This window comes from Caballeronia sp. dw_19 (genome assembly GCF_018449515.1).
In the GTDB taxonomy this organism is placed as follows: Bacteria; Pseudomonadota; Gammaproteobacteria; order Burkholderiales; family Burkholderiaceae; genus Caballeronia.
The window spans coordinates 38,541-60,856 of record NZ_JAAVUQ010000018.1 but is presented as its reverse complement, the minus strand read 5'-3'; the positions used below and the strand labels follow the sequence as shown (position 1 = coordinate 60,856).

The following is a 22,316-nucleotide window of genomic DNA, read 5'->3' as shown; positions in this document are numbered from 1 at the left end:
TATCCGCGGAGAACCTCCCTCCGATACGCTTACCCGGAGCAGCGCGCAGCCAACCATCAGCGGTACTTGCGGTGGTATGCCGCAAGTACCGCTCTGTTCAAACCTCAACCGTAACCCGCTCCGTGCTCTCTACCGGGAACGTCGTATTGAGCGCCGCATGCAGCAACGCTGCATGCGCAGCCCCCGCGTCCAGCACGATCAGGTTGTCCGCAAAGGCCTTCTCCAGCGAAAGCCTACCCTCGATCACCGCCTCCATCGCAATTTCCGTTGCAATAAAGACGACGTCCCGGTCCTCCTGGTTTTCCGCAGTCACATCAGGCGGCTCCGGACTGCAGTCAGGATCAAACCCGGTCTCCGTCGCATGGAAAAATCCCCACGTCCCTATTTCAATCAGCAAAACATAGAAATCCGGCAGCGCCATCAACTCGCTCACCGGCATGGACGACTCAAGCCGGTGCTGCAACGCTTTCAACGTATCAATGGCCGCCACGCGCAACTTCACATTGGCTAGCGGACCATCGAAAACTTTTTCCGGCAGCACCCCCACATCAATCGCTTCGCGAGTGGCGACCGCCACCGTCAGCGATCCGGGATGATCCACATTAAATTCAATCTTGAGGTCACAGATAGAGCACATTGTCTCAATTCCTTTGCAAGCGCCGCATGAACCTAAATGGGCCTCATGGCGTCACGATGTTGAACCAGAAGTCGAAGTTATCCAGCCACGATACGAATTCCCCCAGCTTCTGCGTGTTGCCGGTAATCTTCGCCTTGCCCGCAATAATCTGCTTCTGCATCGTCGTGACGCCCATCATCACGTCGTTAAGATCGGTCCGGGACATGGTCACGGAAGCGTCGGCGGTGTCCGAAGTCTTGCCCTTCGAGTAGTGCAGCGCCGAATTCTCCACACCGACCAGATAACTCTCCTGCGTGTCGGTCATGATGAAGTTGAATGAAATCGACTTGCCCGCCGCCCGTTCCGCATTCAAGCGAACACCCTGGTAATCCAGGAACATTTCCAGCGGCATCGCCCGGATCGTGTCAGGACTTTGTGAACTGCCAAACGGCACCTTATGCACCCCATTACGCAGTTCCATGGCGCCGGTCAGATAGAAATTGCGCCAGCTCGATGCCTCCGACTGGTAACCAAGTTGCTCATACGCGTCAGCGAGCATGTGCTTGGCAGCGACGTTTTGTGGATCGGCAAACACAACGTGGTTCACCACTTCAGCAACCCAGCGGTACTCGCCCTTGTCGTAGTATTTCTGCGCCTTCTGCAAGACGGCATCTGCGCCACCCATAAATTCCACGTAACGCTTGCCGTTCTCAACAGGCGGCAATCTATGAAGATTTGCGGGCACACCATCGAAAAAGCCCAGGCGCAAGTTGTATTGCGCAACCACATCATGGAAAACAGTGCCGTAATAACTACGGCAGTACCATTGTTTTGCCAGAGTGTCAGGCAACCGCAGCATCTCCCCTATCTCAAGAGGCGTGTAGCCGGTATTGGCCAGGCGCATGGTCTGGTCATGCAAATACCGGTACATGTCACGCTGCGCTTTCAGGAAGGCAATGATCCGGTCATTACCCCACGTCGGCCAGTAATGCGAAGCAAACAACACCTGCATGTCGCTGCCGAACATATCAATAGCAGCCTGAAGGTACTTCGACCACAACAAGGCATCGCGTACTTTTGCACCGCGCAATGTATACAGGTTATGCAGCGTGTGAGTGGCGTCTTCAGCGGCGCAGAATGCCTTGTATTTCGGAATGTAGAACATGAATTCCGACGGCGCCTCGGATTCCGGCGCCATGATGACCGTCATTTCAACGCCATCCAACGTCAGCTTCTGGCCAGTCTCGGTGGCAAAGTCGGTCGGCACCAGCAACGTAATCGCGCCAATGGACGTCGTTTTGCCCAGTCCCGCGTCGACCACACCGTCCACGCCTCGCGGCAACAAATTGCCGTACATGTACGCGGCCCGCCGGCTCATCGCGTTACCCGCGATGACGTTTTCGCCCACTGCAGCCTCGGTGAACCCAGCCGGAGCGTATATCTTTACCTTGCCCGCTTTCAGATCGGCTTCGTCGACAATACCGCGGATGCCACCATAATGGTCCGCATGGCTGTGCGTATAAATAACGTGCGTAATCGGCCGGTCGCCAAGATGCGGTATTACCAGTTGCTTCCATACTACAACCGATACATCCGCGGTCATCAAAGGATCAATGACAATCCAGCCGGTATCCCCGCGGATAATACTCATCACCGAAAGGTCATAACCCCGGACCTGCCAGATACCGTCAACCACTTCGAACAGACCGTGATTCATGTTCAGCTTGGCATTTCGCCAAAGACTGGGATTGACTGAATCCGGTGCGTTATTTTCCGGACCACCCGTAATAAACGCGAACTGCCCCAGGTCCCAGGCCGCGCCGCCCTTGGAACTCGGAATAATGCCGGGGCTCGGCAACGTGGCGATCAAACCACGGCTCGCATCCTTGAAATCCTGGGTGTCATTGAAAGCTAATTGATTGGCATAAACCGAATTTGCTTCCAGCGTTGCCTTGGTCGGTGGCTTTGAACCAATCCCGGTTGGCATGGCGGGCGAGGCGCCTTGCGCCAGCGCCTCGCCGCCTACCGCGCTTAAACCTGATGCAACGCCCACCGTGACAACACCCCGAAGAAACTCTCTACGCTTGCTCACGGAAGCCGGCATTTTTTCGTCGGACATATGAATTACCTCCTGGGTTTCCGATTGTCCTACTGGCAGATCGCCTGATAGGCACTTGTAATTAACGTCCTGCAATCAATGCTTTATCAATTGTTGCAAACTTGTATCAGTACACCGAACAAACTGATTCAATCCCTGATCAAGCGTTTGATAAGGTGCATTGGGATGCCTTGAAATCTGCCTCGACCAATATCGTTTTTTCGCAGCGTTTGGGTGAGATTGGCGAAAAATTTTTCTCTTGATATTTACGCTCGTTTCGCCTAGCGCTTGCAATGGATCGCTGAAACGTTAAAAAAATTTAATAGAGCCGTAGTGATAAACCATTCGCGCCGGCGTTTTCCTTTTTGCAGCATTCGAGGTCGGTCGCGCCAAGCGGTTCTGATGAGCACCCGCAGCCCTTTGCAGCAGCTTCCCAGATCGAGCACTATGTAAAGCATTTTTGATCATTTGCATTTTACATGCTAGGCGCGCAAGAATGCGTTTTATGCATTCATCGATCTAACCGGTCGACCGTCGCGCACCCATGGAAATCCGTCAACTGGAAGCGTTTGCCGCTGTCATGTCCGCCGGAAGCGTCACTGCCGCCGGGCGTTTGCTCGGGCGCTCGCAACCCGCGGTATCGCGCTCGATCCAGGAGCTGGAAGCCGAAATCGGCTATCCGCTATTCCAGCGTTTCGGGCCGCGTGTCGCGCCCACGCGCGAGGCATCCGAGCTTTACCAGGACGTCGAACGCACGCTGGCAAGCTTGCGTCAGGTGAAATTGCGCGCCGAACAGATCGCACGGCAAGCACCACCTCCGCTCACCATTGCCGCCACAGCGGCGCTTGCCGCCGGGCTTGTACCTCGCGCGCTAGCCTTGCTCAACGAGGACCATCCGCTCGAGTCCGTGCATCTGCGTAGCGCCGCCCCCGAACAGGTAGTCGATGCCGTGCTGCGCGGCATCGTCGATATAGGTGTCTCAAGCCTGCCGCTCGAACATCGCGGCGTGCTCGTGCACTGGATTGGCGAAGCCGCGTGTGTTGCCGCCGTGCGCGCCGACGATCCGCTCGCGCGCGCGCCGCACATCACGTTGAGCGATTTTGCGAATCGCCGGCTCGTCACAATGCAGAACCCTTACCGCCTGCGGCCAAGGCTCGACTCGGCATTCGCGCACGCGGGCGTGCGCACGGCCGGCGTGATCGAAACCAACTCGTCGCTGAACGCGCTCGGCGCGGTGCGCGCAGGACTCGGCCTCGCCGTGCTGGAGCCGGTGACCGCACTTGGATTGCCTGTCGATGGCGTAGTGATCCGTCCGCTGGATATCCGCATCGCGTTCCTGTTCGGCGTCATCACTCCCGAGTTCCGGCCGCCGAGTGCAGCGGCCCTCGCCGCTACGCAAGCACTGGCGCAAGCTGCCGCCGAGATCCTGCCCGACTTCGTCCTCCACGAGGCAAACCAGCACAGCGCCATTCTTCAAGCGCTTTACGGCGAGCCCGAAGACATCCTTAATCCGACCGAAGAGCCCGCGACGTGAGCCTCGACAAAAACGTATCATCGACACATCCGACCGGCCTCGCGGCGCTCGAAGCGCGCCTCGCGGAAGACCTGTCCCTGCTCGAATTGCCCGCGCGCGAATGGGTGCCGGGCAAGACGCACAACGGTAACGAAGTGCTGGACGTCGCGGTGATCGGCGGCGGCATGGCGGGGTTGGCCGCGTCCGCCGCGCTCAAGTTGCTGGGCGTGCGGGCGATTATCTTTGACCGCTCGCCGCAGGGACTGGAGGGCCCCTGGGCCACGACCGCCCGCATGGAAACGCTACGCTCACCGAAGCAATTGACAGGCCCCGCTTTAGGGCTGCCTGCGTTGACGTTTCGCGCGTGGTTCGAGTCTCAATTCGGCACGCCGGCATGGCAAGCGCTCGACAAGATCGACCGCCTGCAATGGATGCAATATCTGATCTGGTATCGCCGCGTGCTCGCACTCGATGTCCGCAACGGACACACTATTGAAGCCGTGACGCCGCGTGCCGATGGTCTCGTCGTATTAAGTATACGAACGTCCGATCGCCGCTTCGAGGTCTATGCGCGACGCGTCGTGCTCGCTACCGGACGCGACGGATTGGGCGGGCCTGCGTTGCCGGAGTTTGTCGAAGGATTGCCGCGCAATCGCTGGGCGCATTCATCGGACACCACTGACTACACCACGCTGGCCGGCAAGCGCGTGGCCGTGGTCGGCGGCGGATCTTCCGCCATGGACAGCGCCGCCACGGCGCTCGAAGCGGGCGCGGCCAGCGTCGATTTGCTGATTAGGCGGGAGGATCTTCCACGCATAAACAAGGGTAAGGGGGCAGGTAATCCGGGCCTCACGCATGGCCACCAGACCCTGCCCGATGCGTGGAAATGGAAGATCCGCCACTACATCAACACCCTGCAGGTACCGCCGCCGCGCGGGAGCACGTTGCGGGTATCGCGTCATCCGAATGCACGTTTTAACCTTGGATGCCCGGTGTTGTCGGTTGAAAGCACGGAGAGCGGTCTCTCGATCCACACGCCCAAAGGCACTTTCGCGGCCGACTTCCTCGTGGTCTCTACGGGCTTCAAGGTTGACTGGTCCGCGCGCCCGGAATTCGCCGCGTTTAGCGCCTATATCCGCACCTGGGCCGATCGCTACACACCGCCCCCTGGCGATGAAGACGCCGAGCTGTCCGACTCGCCCGATATCGGACCCGCGTTTGAATTCATCGAGAAATCGCCCGGCGATTGCCCCGGCTTGTCGCGCATCCACTGCTTCTGCTATCCCGCGTCGCTCTCGCAAGGCGCCGTCTCCGGCGATATCCCCGCGATCAGCACAGGTGCAAAACGGCTTGCCCAGGGTATAGCAAGCCTCCTGTATCGCGAGGACGTCGAGCAGCATTACGCAGCGCTGGAAGCGTATGCCGAACCCGAACTCTACGGCGATGAATGGCAACCGGCCGAAGCACCGCCCCAGTATGCGGAGGACCAATGAGCGGCTGGCTCATTCGCCGAATCGCGCAGGCGGCGTTCGTCGTGCTGCTGATGACGCTGATCGTGTTCATCGGTCTGCATGCGATCGGGAATCCTATCGATATCCTTATCGGGCAGGACGTCGATCAGGTCGACCGGGCACGCATCATCGCCCAACTGGGCCTCGACCAGCCGCTCTGGAAACAGTATCTGGCCTTCCTCGCCAGTGCGATGCATGGCGACCTTGGCAACAGTTTCGTCTATAACGAACCCGCCATCCGCCTGATCCTGCAACGCCTTCCCGCGACTCTGGAGCTCGCTGTTTCGGCGCTGCTGCTGGCGCTCGTGATTGGTATTCCGCTGGGGTTATTCGCTGGGCTGCATCCGCGCAATCCGCTCTCGAAGATGCTGATGACCGGCAGTATTGTCGGCTTCTCCCTGCCTACGTTCTGGGTCGGCCTGATGCTCATCATGCTGTTCAGCGTGAAGCTCGGCTGGCTGCCCGCCAGCGGACGCGGCGCGACTGCGAGCCTGTTCGGCGTCCAGTGGTCGTGGCTCACGCTCGACGGCCTGCGCCACCTGATCCTGCCCGCGCTGAATCTCTCGCTCTTCAAGATCTCGCTGGTCTTGCGTCTGACGAGTGCCGGCGTGCGTGAAGTCACGCCGATGGAACACGTGCGTTTTGCCCGCGCCAAGGGTTTGTCGCCTATGCGCATCGTGCTCGTTCACATCCTGCGCAATACGCTGATTCCGCTCATCACGGTGATCGGCCTGGAGTTCGGTTCGACCATCGCATTCGCGGTCGTCACCGAGACCGTGTTCTCGTGGCCGGGCGCGGGCAAGCTGATACTCGACAGCATCAACGCGCTCGATCGTCCGGTGATCCTGTCGTACATGATCGTAGTCGTCTGCATGTTCGTCTCGCTGAATCTGTTCGTCGATATCCTCTACAAGTTCCTTGATCCGCGCGTACGGCTGGAGGGTGCGCGATGAGCACGGCTCCACTGGTTCCCAAAACGGGAGAGCCCGTGCGCGGCGCGCTCAAACGCCGTCAGTCGCCGTGGCGTCAGCTCGTCGCGGATTTTGGCCGTTCGCCCGCGGCGATGGCCGCGTTGATCGTCGCCATACTGCTAGTGCTCGCGGCCATTTTCGCGCCGCTGATCACGCCGCAAAATCCGTACGACCTGCTGCAGCTCGATGTACTCGATGCCCGCCTCCCCCCCGGTTCGATGAACGGCGCCGGCACGCATGCGTACTGGCTCGGCACCGACGGGCAGGGCCGCGACCTGTATTCAGCGATGCTCTACGGCCTGCGCCTGAGCTTGTCCGTAGGCCTCGGATCGGCTGTGATCGCGGGCGTGGTCGGCACCGTGTTCGGCCTGATCGCGGCTTACGCCGGCGGCAAGGTCGACAGCCTCATCATGCGGCTCGTGGACCTGCTGCTCGCCTTCCCGTCCATCCTCGTCGCCATGATGCTGCTCGCGTTCCTGGGGAAGAGCGTGACCAACGTCGTGCTCACGCTGGTGCTGATCGAATGGGCGTATTACGCACGCACTGCGCGAGCGCAAGCGCTTGTCGAAGCACGGCGCGAATATGTTGAAGCCGCGCGCAGTCTTGCGATCCCCAACTGGCGCATCGTGCTCGTTCACATCCTGCCGAACTGCCTGCCGCCGCTGATCGTGGTCGGCACGCTGCAAGTCGCGCGCGCAATCACGCTTGAAGCAACGCTGTCGTTCCTGGGCCTCGGCGTGCCGATCACGGAACCCTCGCTCGGACTGCTGATTGCCAATGGTTACCAGACCATGCTCTCGGGTGAATACTGGACCAGCGTCTATCCGGGTCTTGCGTTGCTCGCCATGCTGGTATCGATCAACATGGTCGGCGACCGTCTGCGCGAGTTGCTCAATCCGAGGTTCGTGAAATGAGCGCCGCTGCTTTCCATGATTTCCATACCGCGGACAACACGCTCGAAGTCCGCCACCTGCGAACGCGCTTCTTCACGCGCGAAGGCGAACTGCCCGCTGTCGAAGACGTCTCGCTCACGCTCGCGCGCGGTCGCGTGCTGGGTCTGGTCGGCGAATCGGGATCGGGGAAATCGGTGACCGGTTTCTCGATCATGGGACTGATCGATGCCCCTGGCCGCGTGGTCGGCGGCGAGATCCTGTTCAAGGGCAAAAACCTCGTCGGCTTGCCCGAAGCGGAGATGCGGCGCCTGCGCGGCAGCCGTATCGCGATGGTGTTTCAGGACCCCATGTCCACGCTCAATCCGGTGCAGCGCGTGGACGCGCAGATGATTGAAGCGGTGCGCGCGCATCGCGACGTGAGCCGGCGCGCCGCGCGCGAGCAGGCAAGCGAAGCGCTGGCGGCCATGGGTATTGCCAGTCCCGACGAACGGCTGCGCGCGTATCCGCACCAGTTGTCGGGCGGTATGCGCCAGCGTGTCGCGATAGCGATAGCGATGCTGCACAAGCCGGACCTGATCATCGCCGATGAACCCACTACCGCGCTCGATGTCACCATCCAGGCGCAGATTCTGTCCGAAGTGCAAACGCTCGTGCGCACGCAAGGCACGTCGCTGATCTGGATCACGCACGATCTGTCCGTGGTGGCTGGTCTCGCCGATGACATCGCGGTGATGTATGCGGGCCGGATCGTTGAACAGGGCACCGTGGATGCGGTGCTCGACCGTCCGCAGCATCCGTACACAGCAGGTTTGATCGACAGCTTGCCGAGCCTCAACACGCGCGGCAAAAGGCTCACGCAGATTGCAGGCATCACGCCGGACCTACGCTCTTTGCCGCCGGGCTGTGCGTTCGCTGCGCGCTGTACGCGGGCCACAGCGGTCTGCTCGACGCCTCCAGTGCTTGGACCTTCGCCGGCCGCGCAAGCGTCCGAGCATGGCTCGCATCTCGTGCGCTGTTTTCATCCCGGGCGGCAAACCGATGTCCGCACGGAGACAACCGCATGAGCCAGGTCCATACACGCGCGCTCATTGAACTGCGCGGGGTCAGCCAGCGCTTCGGCGAACGCGACGAGAACGCCGCGACACGCTGGCTGCGCGAGCGTAACGTGCTTGCGGCACAAGCGGTCACACGAGCAGTCGAACATGTCGATCTCGCGATCGCGCCGGGCGAAGTGGTCGGACTGGTCGGCGAATCTGGCTGCGGAAAGTCCACGCTCGGTCGCATTGTTTCGGGGCTCATCGCGCCGACCGAAGGCGACGTGCTGGTCGATGGACAGGACCGCGCAACGATGTCACCGGCGGCACTCCGTGCCGCGCGGCTCGCGATCCAGATGATCTTCCAGGACCCGTATTCCAGCCTGAATCCGAGAAGGCGTATCCGCGATATCGTCGGCGAAGCACCGCTTGTTCACGGCATGATCGAGCGCAGCGATCTCGACGCCTACGTGGCGGCGCAGTTAAAACGCGCGGGCCTCGACCCGTCGCTCGCCGACCGTTATCCGCACGAGTTCAGCGGTGGTCAGCGGCAGCGCATCGGCATTGCGAGAGCGCTCGCGGTCAACCCGTCCATGCTCGTCTGCGACGAAGCGGTGGCCGCCCTCGATGTATCGATACAAGCGCAGATCCTGAATCTCTTCATGGACCTGCGCGAGCAACTTAATCTCACGTACCTGTTCATCAGCCACGACCTGGGCGTGGTCGAACAATTGTCGGATCGCGTGGTGATCATGTATCTGGGACGGGTGGTGGAAAGCGCTCCCGTGGAAGAGATATTCCGGCATCCGAATCATCCTTACACGCAGACCTTGCTGGCCGAAATTCCGCGTATAGATGCTCGCAAGAAGCACTTCACCGCTATTCGCGGCGAAATGCCGAGCCCGCTTTCACCGCCGTCGGGTTGCCATTTTCATCCGCGCTGTCCGCATGCCATGCCGCGTTGCATGACCGAAGTGCCGCGCTTGCGTGGCATCGCCATCGAGCATGTCAGCGCATGTCACCTGAACGACGCTCACTAAACGACGCTCACCAAGTTTCAATCCAGAACCACTCAATAAAAAGGAATTGCATCGTGAAACGCCTGGTCCTTTCCACGCTGACCGCCACGCTCGCCACTGCGGCGTTGTTCAGTTCAGGTGCATCAGCGCAAACGCTCAATATTGCGTTCGCCGATCCGCTCTCGTCGCTCGATCCGCAACTGAACAACTACGCGGGCGACCGTTCCGTCGACCTGCACTTCTGGGATCTGCTGGTCGAGAATCACAACAACGTCCTTGCGCCCGGCCTCGCGACAAGCTGGAAGTCAACCGGCAACGACACGTGGGAATTCAAGCTGCGACACGACGTCAAGTGGCAAGACGGCACGCCGTTCACCGCGGACGACGTGATCTATTCGTATCAGCGCGCCCGCAACGTGCCGGGGACCATCGCGACCTTCGCGGGGTATCTGCGCACTATCGCGTCCGTCACGGCGCCTGATCCGTACACGTTGATCATCAAGACCAGCTCGCCCACGCCGGACCTGCCGCTGAATTTGACATCGGTACATATTGTGAGCAAGCACGTGGGCGAGAAGGCGACGACGGAAGACTACAACTCCGGTCGCTCGATGATCGGCTCAGGGCCGTACAAATTCGTTTCGTACACGCCGGGCGACCGCGTGGTGATGACGCGTAACGACGCGTACTGGGGCACGAAGCCGATCTGGGACAAGGTCAATTATCGCTACGTGAGCAACGCGGCGGCACGTACGGCGGCGTTGTTGTCGGGCGACGTAGACGTGATCGATAAAGTCTCGGTCTCCGATCTCCCGCGTCTCAAGCAATCGCCGAAGGTATCGGTGTTCGCGTATCCGGGCCTGCGCGTGCTGATACTTCAGCCAAGTTTCCGTGAAGGCCCGAGCCCGTACATTGCTGACAATGCCGGGAAGCCGTTGGCCAGGAACCCGCTACTCGATGTGCGCGTGCGTCGCGCGTTGTCGCTCGCGATCAATCGTCCCGCCATCACCGACCGCATCCTGCAGGGCGCCGCAACGGTCGCCAACCAGTGGATGCCGGCCAAGACCTTCGGTTATAACCCGGACGTCAAGGACATCCCGAACGACCCGGTCCAGGCAAAGAAACTCCTGGCCGAAGCAGGCTTCCCGGACGGCTTCCAGTTGACGCTCAGCGTACCTAACGATCGTTATCCACAAGCGCCCGAAACGGCGCAGGCCGTGGCGCAATTCTGGACGCGCATTGGTGTGAAGACGAAGGTCGAGGTCATGCCGTGGGCCAGTTACGCCAGCCGCGCGAACAAGAATGAGTTTGCGGTGAGCATGATTGCGTGGGGTAACGGCACGGGCGAAGCAAGCTATGCGCTCGTCAATATTCTCGGCACCGTTGATCCAAAGAAGGGCATTGGTTCGTCGAACTGGGGCCGTTATAGCAGCCCGGCCGTTGACCACGCGCTCGACGCCGCCACGGCCGAGTTCGATTCAGCGAAACGTGAGGCCATCTTGCAGCAGTCAGTGAAGGTGGTAAGCGACGACGTTGGCATCATTCCGCTCTTTCACTACGAAAACATCTGGGCTGCAAAGAAAGGCCTGAAAGTGACGCCGATAGTGAGCGACCGCACGACCGCGATGATGGTTACGCGCAGCGGAAGTTGAGGCCATCATGATCAACATCACGGCTACGCCGGACGACGATCTGATCGACGTTGCTCGGCGCATTGCAGTAACCGGCGCGCGCGCGGGTACATTGCTGACCCTTCGCACGCAGACCGTGCGCGGAGCGGGCACGGTCTGGACAAGTCGTGCGGTCTTTCGTGCCGATGATCACGGCGTCATCGACGTTGCCCGGGATGCGCCGGTCGAAGGTGACTACAGCGGTGTATCGGCGATGGGACTCATCTGGTCGCAAGTCCCCGTCGAAGCGGGCAAACGCGAGGTATTTCCCGCCGATGTCTCCAAGGCGTTGTCTACCTGCATCGAAGTCATTGGTGAAGACGGACAAGTGCTGAGCGCCACGCTGCTGAATCAGCGGCTGATGGCGGCCGGCGTGCAACGGCGCGACATGCGCGTTGACGGCTGCGTTGGCACGTTGTTCCTGCCCGCAACGCCCGGACCCCATCCCGTGGTGCTCGTGCTGAACGGGTCGGGCGGCGGCATCAATGAACCGCGCGGGGCGCTTTACGCATCGCGCGGATATGCTGCCCTCGCGCTGGGTTACTTCAAGACACCGGGGCTGTCTGACTACATCTCCAATACGCCGCTCGAATACTTTCGCCGCGCGCTCGACTGGATCACGCGCGAGTTGCAACCGGCGTCCGGCTTTATCGCCGTGAGCGGGCAGTCGCGCGGCGGCGAACTCGCGTTGCTGCTTGGCGCAACATATCCGGATCGCATCAAGGCGGTGATCGGTTATGTGCCCGGCGCGGTCGTTCACAGCGCACAGAACGCCGCCGATCCCGCAACGGGTCGTGAAGGTCCAATCTGGCTGCTCGACGGCAAACCCCTGCCGCACTTGTGGGAAAACAACGGCACGGCTAGCTGGAAGCCCTTCGACGATGGCCCGCCTCCGCATCGTCACGAACGCGCAATTCGAACCGCGTTACTCGATAAAGAAGCGGTGGAGCGGGCGCGGATTCACGTCGAGAATACGGATGGGCCGGTGCTGTTGCTCTCCGCTACCGACGACGGTTCATGGCCCTCCTCCGAATACTCACGCATGGTCGTAGAGCGGCTTGAACGGGAAAAACATGCATATCCGGTGCGCCATCTCGACTTCGATAACGCCGGCCACGCGATCGTTTTCCCGTATGTGCCGACCACGCAACTCGTGTATGCGCATCCCGTTTCCGGACGCATCAGCACCGGCGGCGGCGAACCCGCAGCGAACGCACACGCCGATGAATCATCGTGGCGCGAAGTGCTGGCCTTTCTCGACGCAGCCGTCCATTCCCGCGCGTCGAAAATTACTGGCGACACGGCTGGCAACTCTTTCAGGCAGGAGCAACCATGACAGACACCTACGATCTCAGCACCGATATTGTCGACCGGATTGCGGGCCTTACGCCCGGTTCGCCGGCCTACGCCACGCGACATAAACGCGACAAGGTCGCCGCCGCGACCCAGCGTAGCTACGACGCGTTATTCGATCCGGCGCTGCCCGATTTGTCGCTAAGCGATCGCTTGCTTGTTGCGTTATACGCGTGCACGTTGTCGAATGCCCCTGCATTAGCGACTCATTATGCGGAACGGCTCGCTTCGATCAATGCGGACCGTGCCGTGATCGACCAGATCGCACAGGGTTCGATCGACGCTCAGGAACCTCGCTTGCGCGCAATGCTGGCCTTCACGCGCACACTGATCAAAACACCCATAGACGGCGATAAAACCGCGCTGGAACGTCTGCCCGCCGCGGGCATTCCGACGCCCGCTGTAGTCGCCCTTACACAATTGATCGCCTTTCTTTCCTATCAGATTCGCCTGACGGCCGGTTTGCGCGCGCTGCAGGTCTTGAATGCAACGGAGGCAGCATGAGCCGGATCATTGAAGCGCATGGCTTCACGAATCGCGTGCTGGGATGGGACGCGTGGCTGGATGTGGTGGAACTCGCCGATGCCTCGCCCGAGCAGATCACCGTGCTCGAAGAGAGCCATCCGAAAGCGAAGGAGTCCGACTATTACCTGTTCCTCGTGCATCAGCCGGAAATCCTGCGGCAGCGCTCGGCGGCCTTCAACGCAATCATGTATGCACCGGGCGGCTTGCCGCGCGCCGAGCGGGAGTTGGCATCGACGGTCGTTTCGCGGGTCAATGGCTGCGTGTATTGCGCGTCCGTGCATGCGCAGCGTTTCGAACAACTGGCGAAACGCGACGATGTTATCGAACAGGTTTTCAACGATCCGGCTACCGCTGGCACTTCGCCGCGCGAGAAGGCGATCGTGCTGGCGTCGATCGACCTGACGCTCACGCCGGGTCAGGTTGAACCGGCACAGTTGCGGGCGCTGCGCGATGTGGGATTGAGCGACGACGAGATCCTCGACCTGATTCACTCCATTGCGATCTTCGCGTGGGCCAACCGGCTGATGCTCAATCTCGGCGAACCGGTTGGATGAGCGGACCAGGGCCGGCCGCTGTCGCTCGACCTGAACACGCCGAAAACGGAATAAGGTTCCAACAACAAGTTCTTTGCATTGTTGCGGCAGGACGGGTAGGTATAGCGATTCACCGCTGAACTATGCCGATCCCGTCATGCCCCTTCACGCCGAAAAAATTGCCGACTGGCTGCTTGCCGGTCTCGAACTCAAGAGCACGCTGTTCCATGTCGGCCAGTATTGTGGAAGCTGGCAGGCATCGACGGCGGGCCATCAGCAGGCGAGTTTCCATGTCGTGCTGCATGGAGAATGCTGGCTGCATCTGCCCGCCAAGCCGGGGCGCATTGCGACGAGCGTGCGCCTGACGCAAGGCGACGCCGTGTTCCTGCTGCACGACATGCCGCATTGCCTCTCGCCGTTGCCCGTTGCGCCGCCAGCCGGTCAGGAGAGTCAGCGGGCGGGTTCTATGCAGCCCTTATCGTCCGACGAAAGTCCGGCGCAACAGAGTCTCGGACTAGCATGTGGGTTCTTCGAATTCCGCTCGGGCCTGGACGACCAGTTGCTCGCGCTGATCCCTGATCACATCGTCGCCCGCCACGACACTGCGGCGCCCGACGGTCCCCGTGCCGTGTTCGACCTGATTCGCGCTGAGGCGCAGCGGCATCCTGACGCACCTTCGCCGCTGATCGCGCGCCTGACCGAGCTTTTGTTTTTCTACGCGCTTCGTTCTGTCGCTGCACGCGACGACATTGCGCCGGGTCTTTGGTCACTGATGCGTCGCGCGGAGTTTGCGCCGTTGATTACTGCCATTATCGATACCCCTGCAGAGCGCTGGACGACCGACAGAATGGCGGATTTCGTGCATATGTCGCGGGCGCGTTTCTGCAAGCAGTTCGTAGAAGCATGTGGCCAGCCGCCCGCGCAGTTCGTCACGCTGGTTCGTATGAAAGTGGCTGCGGCGATGCTTCGGAACGGCACTACGACGCCGGACGCCGCGGAACAGGTTGGGTATCAATCCGAGTCCGCGTTCGCGCAGGCGTTCAAGCGCGTGACCGGGGAGCAGCCGGGTGCCTACCGGCGGACTCGTACGCAGGATCCTGTCGCTTTGGGTTTTGCTATTGATGATGCGCAGGTGGCGCTGCACTGAGAAAGCAATTTTCGCTCGCGCCGGTGGACGGGGTTTTGGTGGTGGTCGGTTCTGGGGTTAGTGGTCGGGGTTTATGCCGGGTTGCTGCTTTCAGCGTTAGTGGTCTGCCTGAGTCGGATTTTCTCTTTATCACTATTAGCCACTGTGCGTGGCGGCACGTCATTTCTTTGTCCAAAGCGACAAAGAAACGAAGCAAAGAAAACGCTTTAACCGCTCTACCCTAAGTGTCCACAGCGTGCAGTTTTCATTCATAGGTGCCCCAAAAGCACGGTGCTCGCCAGAACCACCGATGTGTGAAACCCTCCTTCTCCGAACACCGATACCCACACGCTTCGCCACCAGTGATTGAATCTGCCCAAGGTTCACCCCGCGCTATCCGCGGATAACCTCCCTCCAATGTGGACGCGCCTCGGACCTCGTCGCCAACCTACCAAGTAATATAGCCCCAAAATATGTAAGACCGAACCGACGAAAATAGCCGTGTAAGCACGCGGTCAGTTCACCAAAAACTGAAGCACTAAACACGCATCGAGCTGCTAGGCATCAAGTTGTGATCCACGAAGACAACCGCGTAGACCAAGCCGCTAACCCCAGCAAGAAACGAAGCATGCAGAACGCGTGAGGCCGTGCTGGTCCCTTGGCAACTTGTGCTTGCCCGAGAGCGTACGGGGCGAAGCGTGTTCGTGTCAGGATTCGCGAGAAGGAGGGGTTCACACATCCGTGGCTCTGGCGAGCACCGTGCTTTTGGGGCACCTATGAATAAAAACTGCACGCTGTGGACACTTAGGGTAGCGTGGTTTAAAAGCGTTTTCTTTGCTTCGTTTCTTTGTCGCTTTGGACAAAGAAATGACGTGCCGCCACGCACAGTGGCTAATAGTGATAAAGAGAAAATCCGACTCTCGCAGACCACCACGGCCGAAAGCACCAACCCGGCATTGACCCCGACCACTAACGCCAAAAGTACCACCCCAGCATAGACCCCGACCACCAACCCCAGAACCTGACAACCCCGTCCACCGGCGCGAGCAAAAAAACCTGAGACGAATAAGCATCAATCCCAGACGCACGCGCATTGCCGAAAGCGCTCGGCCCAGTGACAATAGACAATACCCCTTCGACTACGAGGAACCGTCATGAGCCGTCTGCCGTTGCAAACCATTGAAAGCGCACCTGAAGCGAGCCGCCCTTACCTTGAGAAGGCGTTGGCGAACAACGGCTTCTTACCCAATCTGGTGGCATCGCTTGCGAACGCGCCCACCGCTCTCGAAACCTACCTGACTGTGGCAGGTATCAACGCCCGTAGCGGGCTGACGCTCGCCGAGCGCGAAACCGTTCAAATCACGGCCGCCGCTATCCATGGCTGTGGTTTTTGCGTTGCCGGACACACGGCGGTCGCATTGAAGAAGGCACAATTGGACGCGCCCGTGGTCGACTCAATCCGCGACCAGCAACCGATTGCCGATGCCCGCCTCAACGCGGTTGCCGTCTTCACGCGTGCCGTGATCGCAGCGCGCGGCGGGGTATCGGATGAAGAACTGAACACCTTCCGCGTAGCCGGCTTCACCGACGCCAACGCGCTCGAAGTCGTGCTCGGCGTCAGCCTCGCTACCTTGTGCAACTTCGCCAACAATCTCTCGCAAAACGAACTCAATCCGGAACTGGCTGCTTACCGGTGGGAACCCAAAGCCAAGGCACATGCCGCATGACAACCTCTGCGATGCGACCAGTCACGAACGAACTTGAAGCGTGGCTCGACACGCATGCTGAAGCTATCGACACAGAGCAAGACCTTGCCTCCGAGATCCTGCCGCGGCTCGGTCGCGCAGGTCTGTTCCGTACCGGTGTGCCGGCGCATCTTGGCGGCACGGGCGGCGTGATTGGAGACGCAATCGAGGCGGTCGCGAAGGTGGCCGAACAATCGCTCGCGGCGGCATTCGTGTTCTGGGGACAACGCACTTTCATCGAATACCTGCTGCAAAGTCCGAACGAGACGTTGATCACGCGCTGGCTCGACCGGCTGCTGAGCGGCGAACTGGCGGGCGCAACGGGGCTGTCGAATGCAATGAAGTATCTGTCGAACATCGAACCATTGCAGATGAAAGCGCACTTGCTCGATCACGCCGGCGAGCATGATCGGTGGACACTCGACGGCAGCTTGCCGTGGATCACCAACCTGCGTCCGGAAGGTTTCATCGCCGCAGCGGCATTCGATCACGCAACAGAAGACGACAACACGCCGCCCTCCATCTTCGCTATCCCGCACGATGCCCCAGGCGTTACGCGTAGCGTTGACCTTGACCTGATCGCGTTGCGTTCGAGCAATACGGCGGCTCTACGCGTGGAAGGCGCGGTACTGGACGACACGTTCCGCATCACGGCCGACGCACCCGCCTGGCTCGCACGCGTGCGCCCGGGTTTCCTCGGCCTTCAGTGCGGCATGTCGATCGGTCTCGCGCGTCGCTGCCTTGCCGCAGTTGGCGAAACGAGCGCGATATCGCGCGCCGCCGTAGAGGACGAAGCCGCGCAGTTGGCGCGCGAACTCGACGACCTCACGCATCGGCTGAAAGAAGGCGTGCGCAACGGCACGTTTGTCTCCACGCCTGCCGCGTTATTCGAGATCCGCATCGCATTGGCGGCAGTGGTAGAGGCCGCCGTCGGGCTCGAAGTTCAAGTGACCGGAGGCCGCGGTTATTTGCGCGGCCAGACCGGCACCGCGCGCCGCATGCGCGAGGCGGCCTTCGTGCCTATCGTCACGCCGAGTCTCGTGCAGCTTAAAAACCAGCTTGCATTGCATCGCAAGGCGCACACCGCATGAACCAGTCAATGGTGACGCATCGGCCGCTCGTTGAAGCGCGCGGCGTTGGTCTGACCTATCCCGGACGCGCCGTGCTGCAAGGGGTGAACCTGAGCGTTCAGTCCTGCGAACTGGTGTCGGTGCTGGGACCCAGCGGGTCGGGCAAATCGACCTTGCTGCGCATTCTTGCCGGACTGCTGAAGCCGACGTCGGGGCAGATTCTCGTCGATGGCGCGCCGCTCGACGGGCCTCGTCCCGACGTCGCGCTGGCGTTCCAGGACCCATGCCTGCTGCCGTGGTTATCGGTTGAACGCAACGTGGGGTTCGGCCTGGGTTTCTCGCGGCAACCGGCACTCTCGCGGGCGCAACGGCGCCAGCGCGTAAGCGCGGCGCTCGATGAAGTGGGCCTGGCTCATGCGCGTACCTACATGCCACGCCAGTTATCCGGCGGCATGGCGCAGCGCACGGCCCTCGCCCGTTGCCTGACGCGCCAGCCTCGTACGCTACTACTCGATGAACCCTTCGGCGCGCTCGATGAAGTCACGCGCGCCGACATGCAGCGCCTGCTCGTCAAGGTCGTGCAGGACACGCACGCGGGCACGGTCCTCGTGACTCACGATATAGACGAGGCGTTGCTTGTGTCCGACCGGATCGTGCTGCTGGGCGCCCAGGGTTCATTGATCGCGCAATGGCACGTGAGCGTGCCCGCGCCGCGCGCCGCCGAAGTGCAGGCGCTGGGCGCGTTGCGCATCGAGATTCTTCAGGCGCTGCAAGATGCGATGTCACGCGAGAGGACGATCGCTTAAAGCGCCCTGAAAGCAGGGTCGGCACGCCGCTTCACTTTCCAACAATGCAGCAAACGCAGGATCACAAATGTGCCAGCTTCCGATGTCCCGCCGCGAGTGGTTGAAACTCGCCTCCCTGTTCACCGTCGCGGGCGCTGCGCCCTTGCTCGGCTCGCTGAACGCGCGTGCGGCGAACGAACCCGATGCGCCGGTGCGAATCGGTTACCTGCCCATCACCGACGCCACCCCGCTGCTCGTCGCGCACAATAACGGCTACTTCGAAGCAGCCGGCGTCGCCGCCGAGAAACCCACACTTCTGCGTAGCTGGGCACAACTGGTCGAAGCATTCCTCTCGGGTCAGGTCAACGTCGTCCACCTTCTTTCGCCGATGACCGTCTGGGCGCGCTACGGCAGTCAGGCACCGGCGAAGGTCGTCGCGTGGAATCACGTGAACGGGTCCGGTATTACGGTGGCGCCGGGTATCGGCAAACTCGGGGACCTCGGCGGCAAGACGGTAGCGGTGCCCTTCTGGTATTCCATCCACAACGTCGTGCTGCAGGACATGTTGCGCTCGCAAGGGCTCGTTCCGGTGCTCAAGAAAACCTCCGCACCGAAGCCGAACGAAGTGAACCTGATCGTGATGTCGCCGGCCGATATGCCGCCCGCGCTGGCAGCCGGGCAGATTGCCGGGTTTATCGTCGCCGAGCCGTTTAACGCGGCCGCCGAAGGGTTCAATATTGGCAAGGTACTGCGCTTTACCGGCGACGTCTGGAAGAACCACGCATGCTGCGTGGTGTTCATGCACGAGCAGGACCTGACCGGGCGCGCGGCGTGGTCGCAGAAGGTCGTGGACGCCATTGTCAAGGCGCAGGTCTGGACCCGCGAGCATCCGGCGCAAGCGGCGCAGCTTCTTTCGAAGGAAGGCAAGAACCACTACACGCCGCATACGTCCCAAGTGCTGACACGCGTGCTCGCGCCGCCGCCCGGCGACGAGGGCCGTTACCTCGCCGATCGGGCCATCGTCCATGCGGACTGGCATGAGAAACGCATCGACTTCCAGCCGTATCCGTACCCGAGCTATACCGAAGAACTCGTGCGCCGCATGAAGACCACGCAGGTGGAAGGCAACGCGCAGTTTCTCGCCAAACTCGATCCGGCGTTCGTGGCGCGCGATCTCGTCGACGACCGGTTCGTCCGGAACAGTATTGCCGCAGTTGGCGGCATGAAGACCTTCGGCCTGCCCGACGGATTCACCCGTTCGGAGAGCATCGTTGTCTAGCCTGCCCTCTTCGCCCGAACAGGCCACCGCCGGGACCAGCAGCCCGCCACGCGGCCGGTCATGGCTCGGGCGCACCTGGCCGGGGCTCGCGGGTATCGTGGCCGTGGTGGCGCTCTGGTGGCTCGTGCTGACGCTCGTGGCCGGGCCGAATAGCCTCGCCGCCCAGTTCCTGCCCACACGCGCCCTTGCCGCGCTGCCGTCGCTTGTGACGGACGACCGGTTGTTCGAGCACATTGTCACGAGCTTGCGGCGGATTGCCGTTGGTCTGGCGTGGGCGCTGCTGATCGGTGTACCGCTGGGATTCCTGATCGGCCGCCTGCGATGGCTCGATGCGGCGTTGTCGCCCACGCTTCAGTTCCTGCGCATGATTTCGCCGCTTTCATGGATGCCAATTGCGGTGATGTCGCTCGGCGTAGGCGATCGGGCCGTGTACTTCCTGTTGACCTTCGCCGCGCTCTGGCCGCTAGTGATGAGCACCGCCGCCGGTGTTGCGCAGATCGACCGGCGCTGGCTGCAACTGGGTGAAAGCCTCGCGGCAACACGCTTTGAAATGCTATGGCACGTGTACGTGCCGGGCATCGCCGTCCATGTGCTGACCGGCGTGCGCTTGTCCATCGGCATCTTGTGGATCGTGCTCGTGCCGGCGGAAATGCTGGGCGTGAGCGCGGGGCTGGGCTACCTCGTTCTCGATACCCGCGACCGGCTGGCCTACTCAGAATTGACAGCGGTGATCCTGGTGATCGGCGCGCTGGGATTCCTGCTGGACTATGCCGCGCGGCTCGCCTACCGGCGCTTCGGCGCGGGACGGCTTGACGGCGAAGATTAATCGTCGTCCGCGCGCCGGCTCAGTCCGGCGCTCCTCTCATTCGTTCGAACACCCAACGCCTGACAGCGCCAGGCGTTTCCCCCTCGACGCCCGGGTTCCCCTATAAACTCTGCAACGGGTCAGGTTTGCCCCGGCGAGCGTGTCCTGCGGGTATGCTGCGGGTATTCTTTGAGGCACAGACTTTGCTCCAGTTGAGCGCTGCCTGACTACGGCTTGATGTCATTCCTAAAAGTGTGAGGCTTTTCCCACGGGGTCTCATGAAACAACATCGCCCGCATTCGCCGCGTTTTCCGCACGACCACTCTCATGTGGCCTGGCGCGATCTTTCGCTGACGTCGGCACCCTTCGCCCTGTTTTTTATCATCATGATCGGACTGATCGTGTGGCTGGCGGACCCTGCTCCGCCAAGAACCATCACGATCAGCGCAGGTCCCGTGGACAGTGCGCTCCTGCATACCGCCGACGAATACAAAAAAATCCTGGCGCGCAATGGCGTCACCCTCAAGGTGCTCCAATCCGACGGTTCGGTGCAGAACCTGCAACGACTGATGGACCCCAAGAGCCATGTCGATCTTGCGCTAGTCCAAGGGGGCGTGTCAGATACGGCGGCCAGGTCGTCACTCATGTCGCTCGGGAGCGTGTTTTACGTTCCGCTCGTGGTGTTTTATCGCGGCAAGGGGCTAACGCAGTTGTCGGACCTGGAGGGCAAGAAGATTGCGATAGGCCGCGAGGGCAGCGGCACCCGCCGGCTGTCGCTCGCCCTGCTCGAGGCCAACGGCATCGCGCCGGGCGGCGACACTCAACTCGTGCCGCTCGACGGCATGGACGCGGCAAAGCAACTGGTCGCAGGCACCGTTGATGCGGCGATGCTCAACGGCGACTCGACCACGCGCGGACTGATGCTGAGGTTGCTTGGCATACCGGGCATTTCAGTGATGGATTTCGCGGAAGCAAGCGCCTATACGCGGCTCTTTCCGTATCTGGACGAAATCGACCTGCCGCCAGGCGTGCTCGATCTCCGCCGAAAAATACCCCCGCAGACTTTGCATCTGATCGGCCCGACCGTCGAGATTCTCGCGCGGCAGAACTTGCATCCGGCCATATCGGATCTGGTCATTGAAGCGGCCCAGGAGGTCCACGGAATGCCGGGGCTGCTGCAAAACGCCGGGCAATTTCCCAGTCCGATCGCCCGCGAATACCCGATCAGCGAAGAGGCCACGCGCTACTACAAGTCGGGGAAGAGTTTCCTCTACCGCATCTTGCCCTTCTGGCTCGCGAGCATTGCGGACCGGATACTTGTACTGCTGCTGCCCGTCGCTGTGCTGCTGATCCCGGCCTTGCGGCTGATCCCGGCGTTGTATGCGTGGCGCGTGAGGTCGCGGATCTATCGATATTACGGCGCGCTGATCGCGATAGAACGCAGTGCGTTGACCAGCTCGACGGAAGAAGAGCGAAAGGCGCTCGTAGCGGAACTCGATCAGATCGAGGAATCACTGAATACCTTGCGTATGCCGCTCGCGCATGCGGATGCTTTTTATGTGCTTCGCGAACACGTCGGATTCGTCCGTGCGCACCTGAGCGAAGCATCGCGGCAAAAAGTCCACGGGTAGGGTTCGGGTCTCGTTCCCGCCGGGGATGGCCGGCGGCTTCTGTCGGAGAAGGGTCGGAGAACGAAGCACCCTCCCTAATACACAATTTCGGCTTTAGAAATAGCGAATCGATATTGGCGCGAGTGACCCGCGCCTGCCA

The 22,316-nt window shown here is 61.1% G+C and carries 19 protein-coding genes; 17 read left to right on the top strand and 2 right to left on the bottom strand.

Annotated features, from left to right (window positions below; all coding sequences use genetic code 11):
* Positions 1 to 97: 97 nt before the first annotated feature.
* Both HB376_RS22900 and HB376_RS22895 read right to left on the bottom strand, forming a co-directional pair.
* On the bottom strand, positions 98 to 637 hold the full coding sequence (locus tag HB376_RS22900) for a hypothetical protein (protein ID WP_213765955.1): 540 nt from the start codon (positions 635 to 637) through the stop codon (positions 98 to 100).
* Between the two features lie 43 nt (positions 638 to 680).
* On the bottom strand, positions 681 to 2,735 hold the full coding sequence (locus HB376_RS22895) for an alkyl sulfatase dimerization domain-containing protein (RefSeq protein ID WP_255631506.1): 2,055 nt from the start codon (positions 2,733 to 2,735) through the stop codon (positions 681 to 683).
* Between the two features lie 523 nt (positions 2,736 to 3,258).
* On the opposite strand from HB376_RS22895, the gene HB376_RS22890 reads away from it, so the two are divergent.
* The 17 genes from HB376_RS22890 to HB376_RS22810 all read left to right on the top strand — a co-directional run bounded on the left by HB376_RS22890 (position 3,259) and on the right by HB376_RS22810 (position 22,177).
* Positions 3,259 to 4,248, top strand: a complete 990-nt coding sequence (locus tag HB376_RS22890; protein WP_213765954.1) for a LysR family transcriptional regulator — start codon at positions 3,259 to 3,261, stop codon at positions 4,246 to 4,248.
* The gene (locus HB376_RS22885; protein WP_213765953.1) at positions 4,245 to 5,720 is read left to right on the top strand and encodes an NAD(P)-binding domain-containing protein; all 1,476 of its coding nucleotides are present in this window, start codon (positions 4,245 to 4,247) and stop codon (positions 5,718 to 5,720) included. The genes HB376_RS22890 and HB376_RS22885 overlap by 4 nt, the downstream gene beginning before the upstream one ends.
* Complete coding sequence (locus HB376_RS22880) at positions 5,717 to 6,691, top strand: ABC transporter permease (RefSeq protein ID WP_213765952.1); 975 nt, start codon at positions 5,717 to 5,719, stop codon at positions 6,689 to 6,691. Before HB376_RS22885 ends, HB376_RS22880 begins: the two co-directional genes overlap by 4 nt.
* Complete coding sequence (locus tag HB376_RS22875; protein WP_213765951.1) at positions 6,688 to 7,623, top strand: ABC transporter permease; 936 nt, start codon at positions 6,688 to 6,690, stop codon at positions 7,621 to 7,623. The genes HB376_RS22880 and HB376_RS22875 overlap by 4 nt, the downstream gene beginning before the upstream one ends.
* A complete protein-coding gene (locus tag HB376_RS22870; RefSeq protein WP_213765950.1) occupies positions 7,620 to 8,666 on the top strand; it encodes an ABC transporter ATP-binding protein in 1,047 nt (348 codons plus the stop codon). The genes HB376_RS22875 and HB376_RS22870 overlap by 4 nt, the downstream gene beginning before the upstream one ends.
* The gene (locus HB376_RS22865) at positions 8,663 to 9,676 is read left to right on the top strand and encodes an oligopeptide/dipeptide ABC transporter ATP-binding protein (RefSeq protein ID WP_213765949.1); all 1,014 of its coding nucleotides are present in this window, start codon (positions 8,663 to 8,665) and stop codon (positions 9,674 to 9,676) included. The genes HB376_RS22870 and HB376_RS22865 overlap by 4 nt, the downstream gene beginning before the upstream one ends.
* 53 nt (positions 9,677 to 9,729) lie before the next feature.
* Complete coding sequence (locus HB376_RS22860) at positions 9,730 to 11,307, top strand: ABC transporter substrate-binding protein (protein WP_213765948.1); 1,578 nt, start codon at positions 9,730 to 9,732, stop codon at positions 11,305 to 11,307.
* A gap of 7 nt (positions 11,308 to 11,314) precedes the next feature.
* Positions 11,315 to 12,661, top strand: coding sequence for an acyl-CoA thioester hydrolase/BAAT C-terminal domain-containing protein (locus tag HB376_RS22855; RefSeq protein WP_213765947.1), 1,347 nt, complete (start codon positions 11,315 to 11,317; stop codon positions 12,659 to 12,661).
* Complete coding sequence (locus HB376_RS22850; RefSeq protein ID WP_213765946.1) at positions 12,658 to 13,182, top strand: CMD domain protein; 525 nt, start codon at positions 12,658 to 12,660, stop codon at positions 13,180 to 13,182. The genes HB376_RS22855 and HB376_RS22850 overlap by 4 nt, the downstream gene beginning before the upstream one ends.
* Positions 13,179 to 13,757 (top strand): peroxidase-related enzyme, encoded by a 579-nt coding sequence (locus tag HB376_RS22845; RefSeq protein WP_213765945.1) that lies wholly within the window; start codon positions 13,179 to 13,181, stop codon positions 13,755 to 13,757. The genes HB376_RS22850 and HB376_RS22845 overlap by 4 nt, the downstream gene beginning before the upstream one ends.
* A gap of 136 nt (positions 13,758 to 13,893) precedes the next feature.
* A complete protein-coding gene (locus HB376_RS22840; RefSeq protein WP_213765944.1) occupies positions 13,894 to 14,883 on the top strand; it encodes an AraC family transcriptional regulator in 990 nt (329 codons plus the stop codon).
* 1,133 nt (positions 14,884 to 16,016) lie between these two features.
* Positions 16,017 to 16,589: a carboxymuconolactone decarboxylase family protein gene (locus tag HB376_RS22835; RefSeq protein ID WP_213765943.1), complete on the top strand. Its 573-nt coding sequence runs from the start codon at positions 16,017 to 16,019 to the stop codon at positions 16,587 to 16,589.
* Positions 16,586 to 17,698, top strand: a complete 1,113-nt coding sequence (locus HB376_RS22830) for an acyl-CoA dehydrogenase family protein (RefSeq protein ID WP_213765942.1) — start codon at positions 16,586 to 16,588, stop codon at positions 17,696 to 17,698. Before HB376_RS22835 ends, HB376_RS22830 begins: the two co-directional genes overlap by 4 nt.
* On the top strand, positions 17,695 to 18,483 hold the full coding sequence (locus HB376_RS22825) for an ABC transporter ATP-binding protein (RefSeq protein WP_213765941.1): 789 nt from the start codon (positions 17,695 to 17,697) through the stop codon (positions 18,481 to 18,483). The genes HB376_RS22830 and HB376_RS22825 overlap by 4 nt, the downstream gene beginning before the upstream one ends.
* Before the next feature lie 67 nt (positions 18,484 to 18,550).
* Positions 18,551 to 19,741, top strand: coding sequence for an ABC transporter substrate-binding protein (locus HB376_RS22820; protein ID WP_213765940.1), 1,191 nt, complete (start codon positions 18,551 to 18,553; stop codon positions 19,739 to 19,741).
* Positions 19,742 to 19,835: 94 nt separating this feature from the next.
* A complete protein-coding gene (locus HB376_RS22815; protein ID WP_346730555.1) occupies positions 19,836 to 20,567 on the top strand; it encodes an ABC transporter permease in 732 nt (243 codons plus the stop codon).
* A gap of 257 nt (positions 20,568 to 20,824) precedes the next feature.
* Entirely contained in the window at positions 20,825 to 22,177 is a 1,353-nt protein-coding gene (locus tag HB376_RS22810; protein ID WP_213765939.1) for a TAXI family TRAP transporter solute-binding subunit, read from the top strand.
* Positions 22,178 to 22,316: the final 139 nt, after the last annotated feature.

Excerpts from the sequence above, each read along its gene's own strand:
- HB376_RS22830 (WP_213765942.1), top strand. The coding sequence starts at position 16,586 with ATGACAACCTCTGCGATGCGACCAGTCACGAACGAACTTGAAGCGTGG.
- HB376_RS22835 (WP_213765943.1), top strand. The coding sequence starts at position 16,017 with ATGAGCCGTCTGCCGTTGCAAACCATTGAAAGCGCACCTGAAGCGAGC.
- HB376_RS22840 (WP_213765944.1), top strand. The coding sequence starts at position 13,894 with ATGCCCCTTCACGCCGAAAAAATTGCCGACTGGCTGCTTGCCGGTCTC.
- HB376_RS22820 (WP_213765940.1), top strand. The coding sequence starts at position 18,551 with ATGTGCCAGCTTCCGATGTCCCGCCGCGAGTGGTTGAAACTCGCCTCC.
- HB376_RS22875 (WP_213765951.1), top strand. The coding sequence starts at position 6,688 with ATGAGCACGGCTCCACTGGTTCCCAAAACGGGAGAGCCCGTGCGCGGC.
- HB376_RS22895 (WP_255631506.1), bottom strand. The coding sequence starts at position 2,735 with ATGTCCGACGAAAAAATGCCGGCTTCCGTGAGCAAGCGTAGAGAGTTT.
- HB376_RS22810 (WP_213765939.1), top strand. The coding sequence starts at position 20,825 with ATGAAACAACATCGCCCGCATTCGCCGCGTTTTCCGCACGACCACTCT.
- HB376_RS22855 (WP_213765947.1), top strand. The coding sequence starts at position 11,315 with ATGATCAACATCACGGCTACGCCGGACGACGATCTGATCGACGTTGCT.
- HB376_RS22850 (WP_213765946.1), top strand. The coding sequence starts at position 12,658 with ATGACAGACACCTACGATCTCAGCACCGATATTGTCGACCGGATTGCG.
- HB376_RS22890 (WP_213765954.1), top strand. The coding sequence starts at position 3,259 with ATGGAAATCCGTCAACTGGAAGCGTTTGCCGCTGTCATGTCCGCCGGA.
- HB376_RS22880 (WP_213765952.1), top strand. The coding sequence starts at position 5,717 with ATGAGCGGCTGGCTCATTCGCCGAATCGCGCAGGCGGCGTTCGTCGTG.
- HB376_RS22845 (WP_213765945.1), top strand. The coding sequence starts at position 13,179 with ATGAGCCGGATCATTGAAGCGCATGGCTTCACGAATCGCGTGCTGGGA.
- HB376_RS22825 (WP_213765941.1), top strand. The coding sequence starts at position 17,695 with ATGAACCAGTCAATGGTGACGCATCGGCCGCTCGTTGAAGCGCGCGGC.
- HB376_RS22870 (WP_213765950.1), top strand. The coding sequence starts at position 7,620 with ATGAGCGCCGCTGCTTTCCATGATTTCCATACCGCGGACAACACGCTC.
- HB376_RS22900 (WP_213765955.1), bottom strand. The coding sequence starts at position 637 with ATGTGCTCTATCTGTGACCTCAAGATTGAATTTAATGTGGATCATCCC.
- HB376_RS22865 (WP_213765949.1), top strand. The coding sequence starts at position 8,663 with ATGAGCCAGGTCCATACACGCGCGCTCATTGAACTGCGCGGGGTCAGC.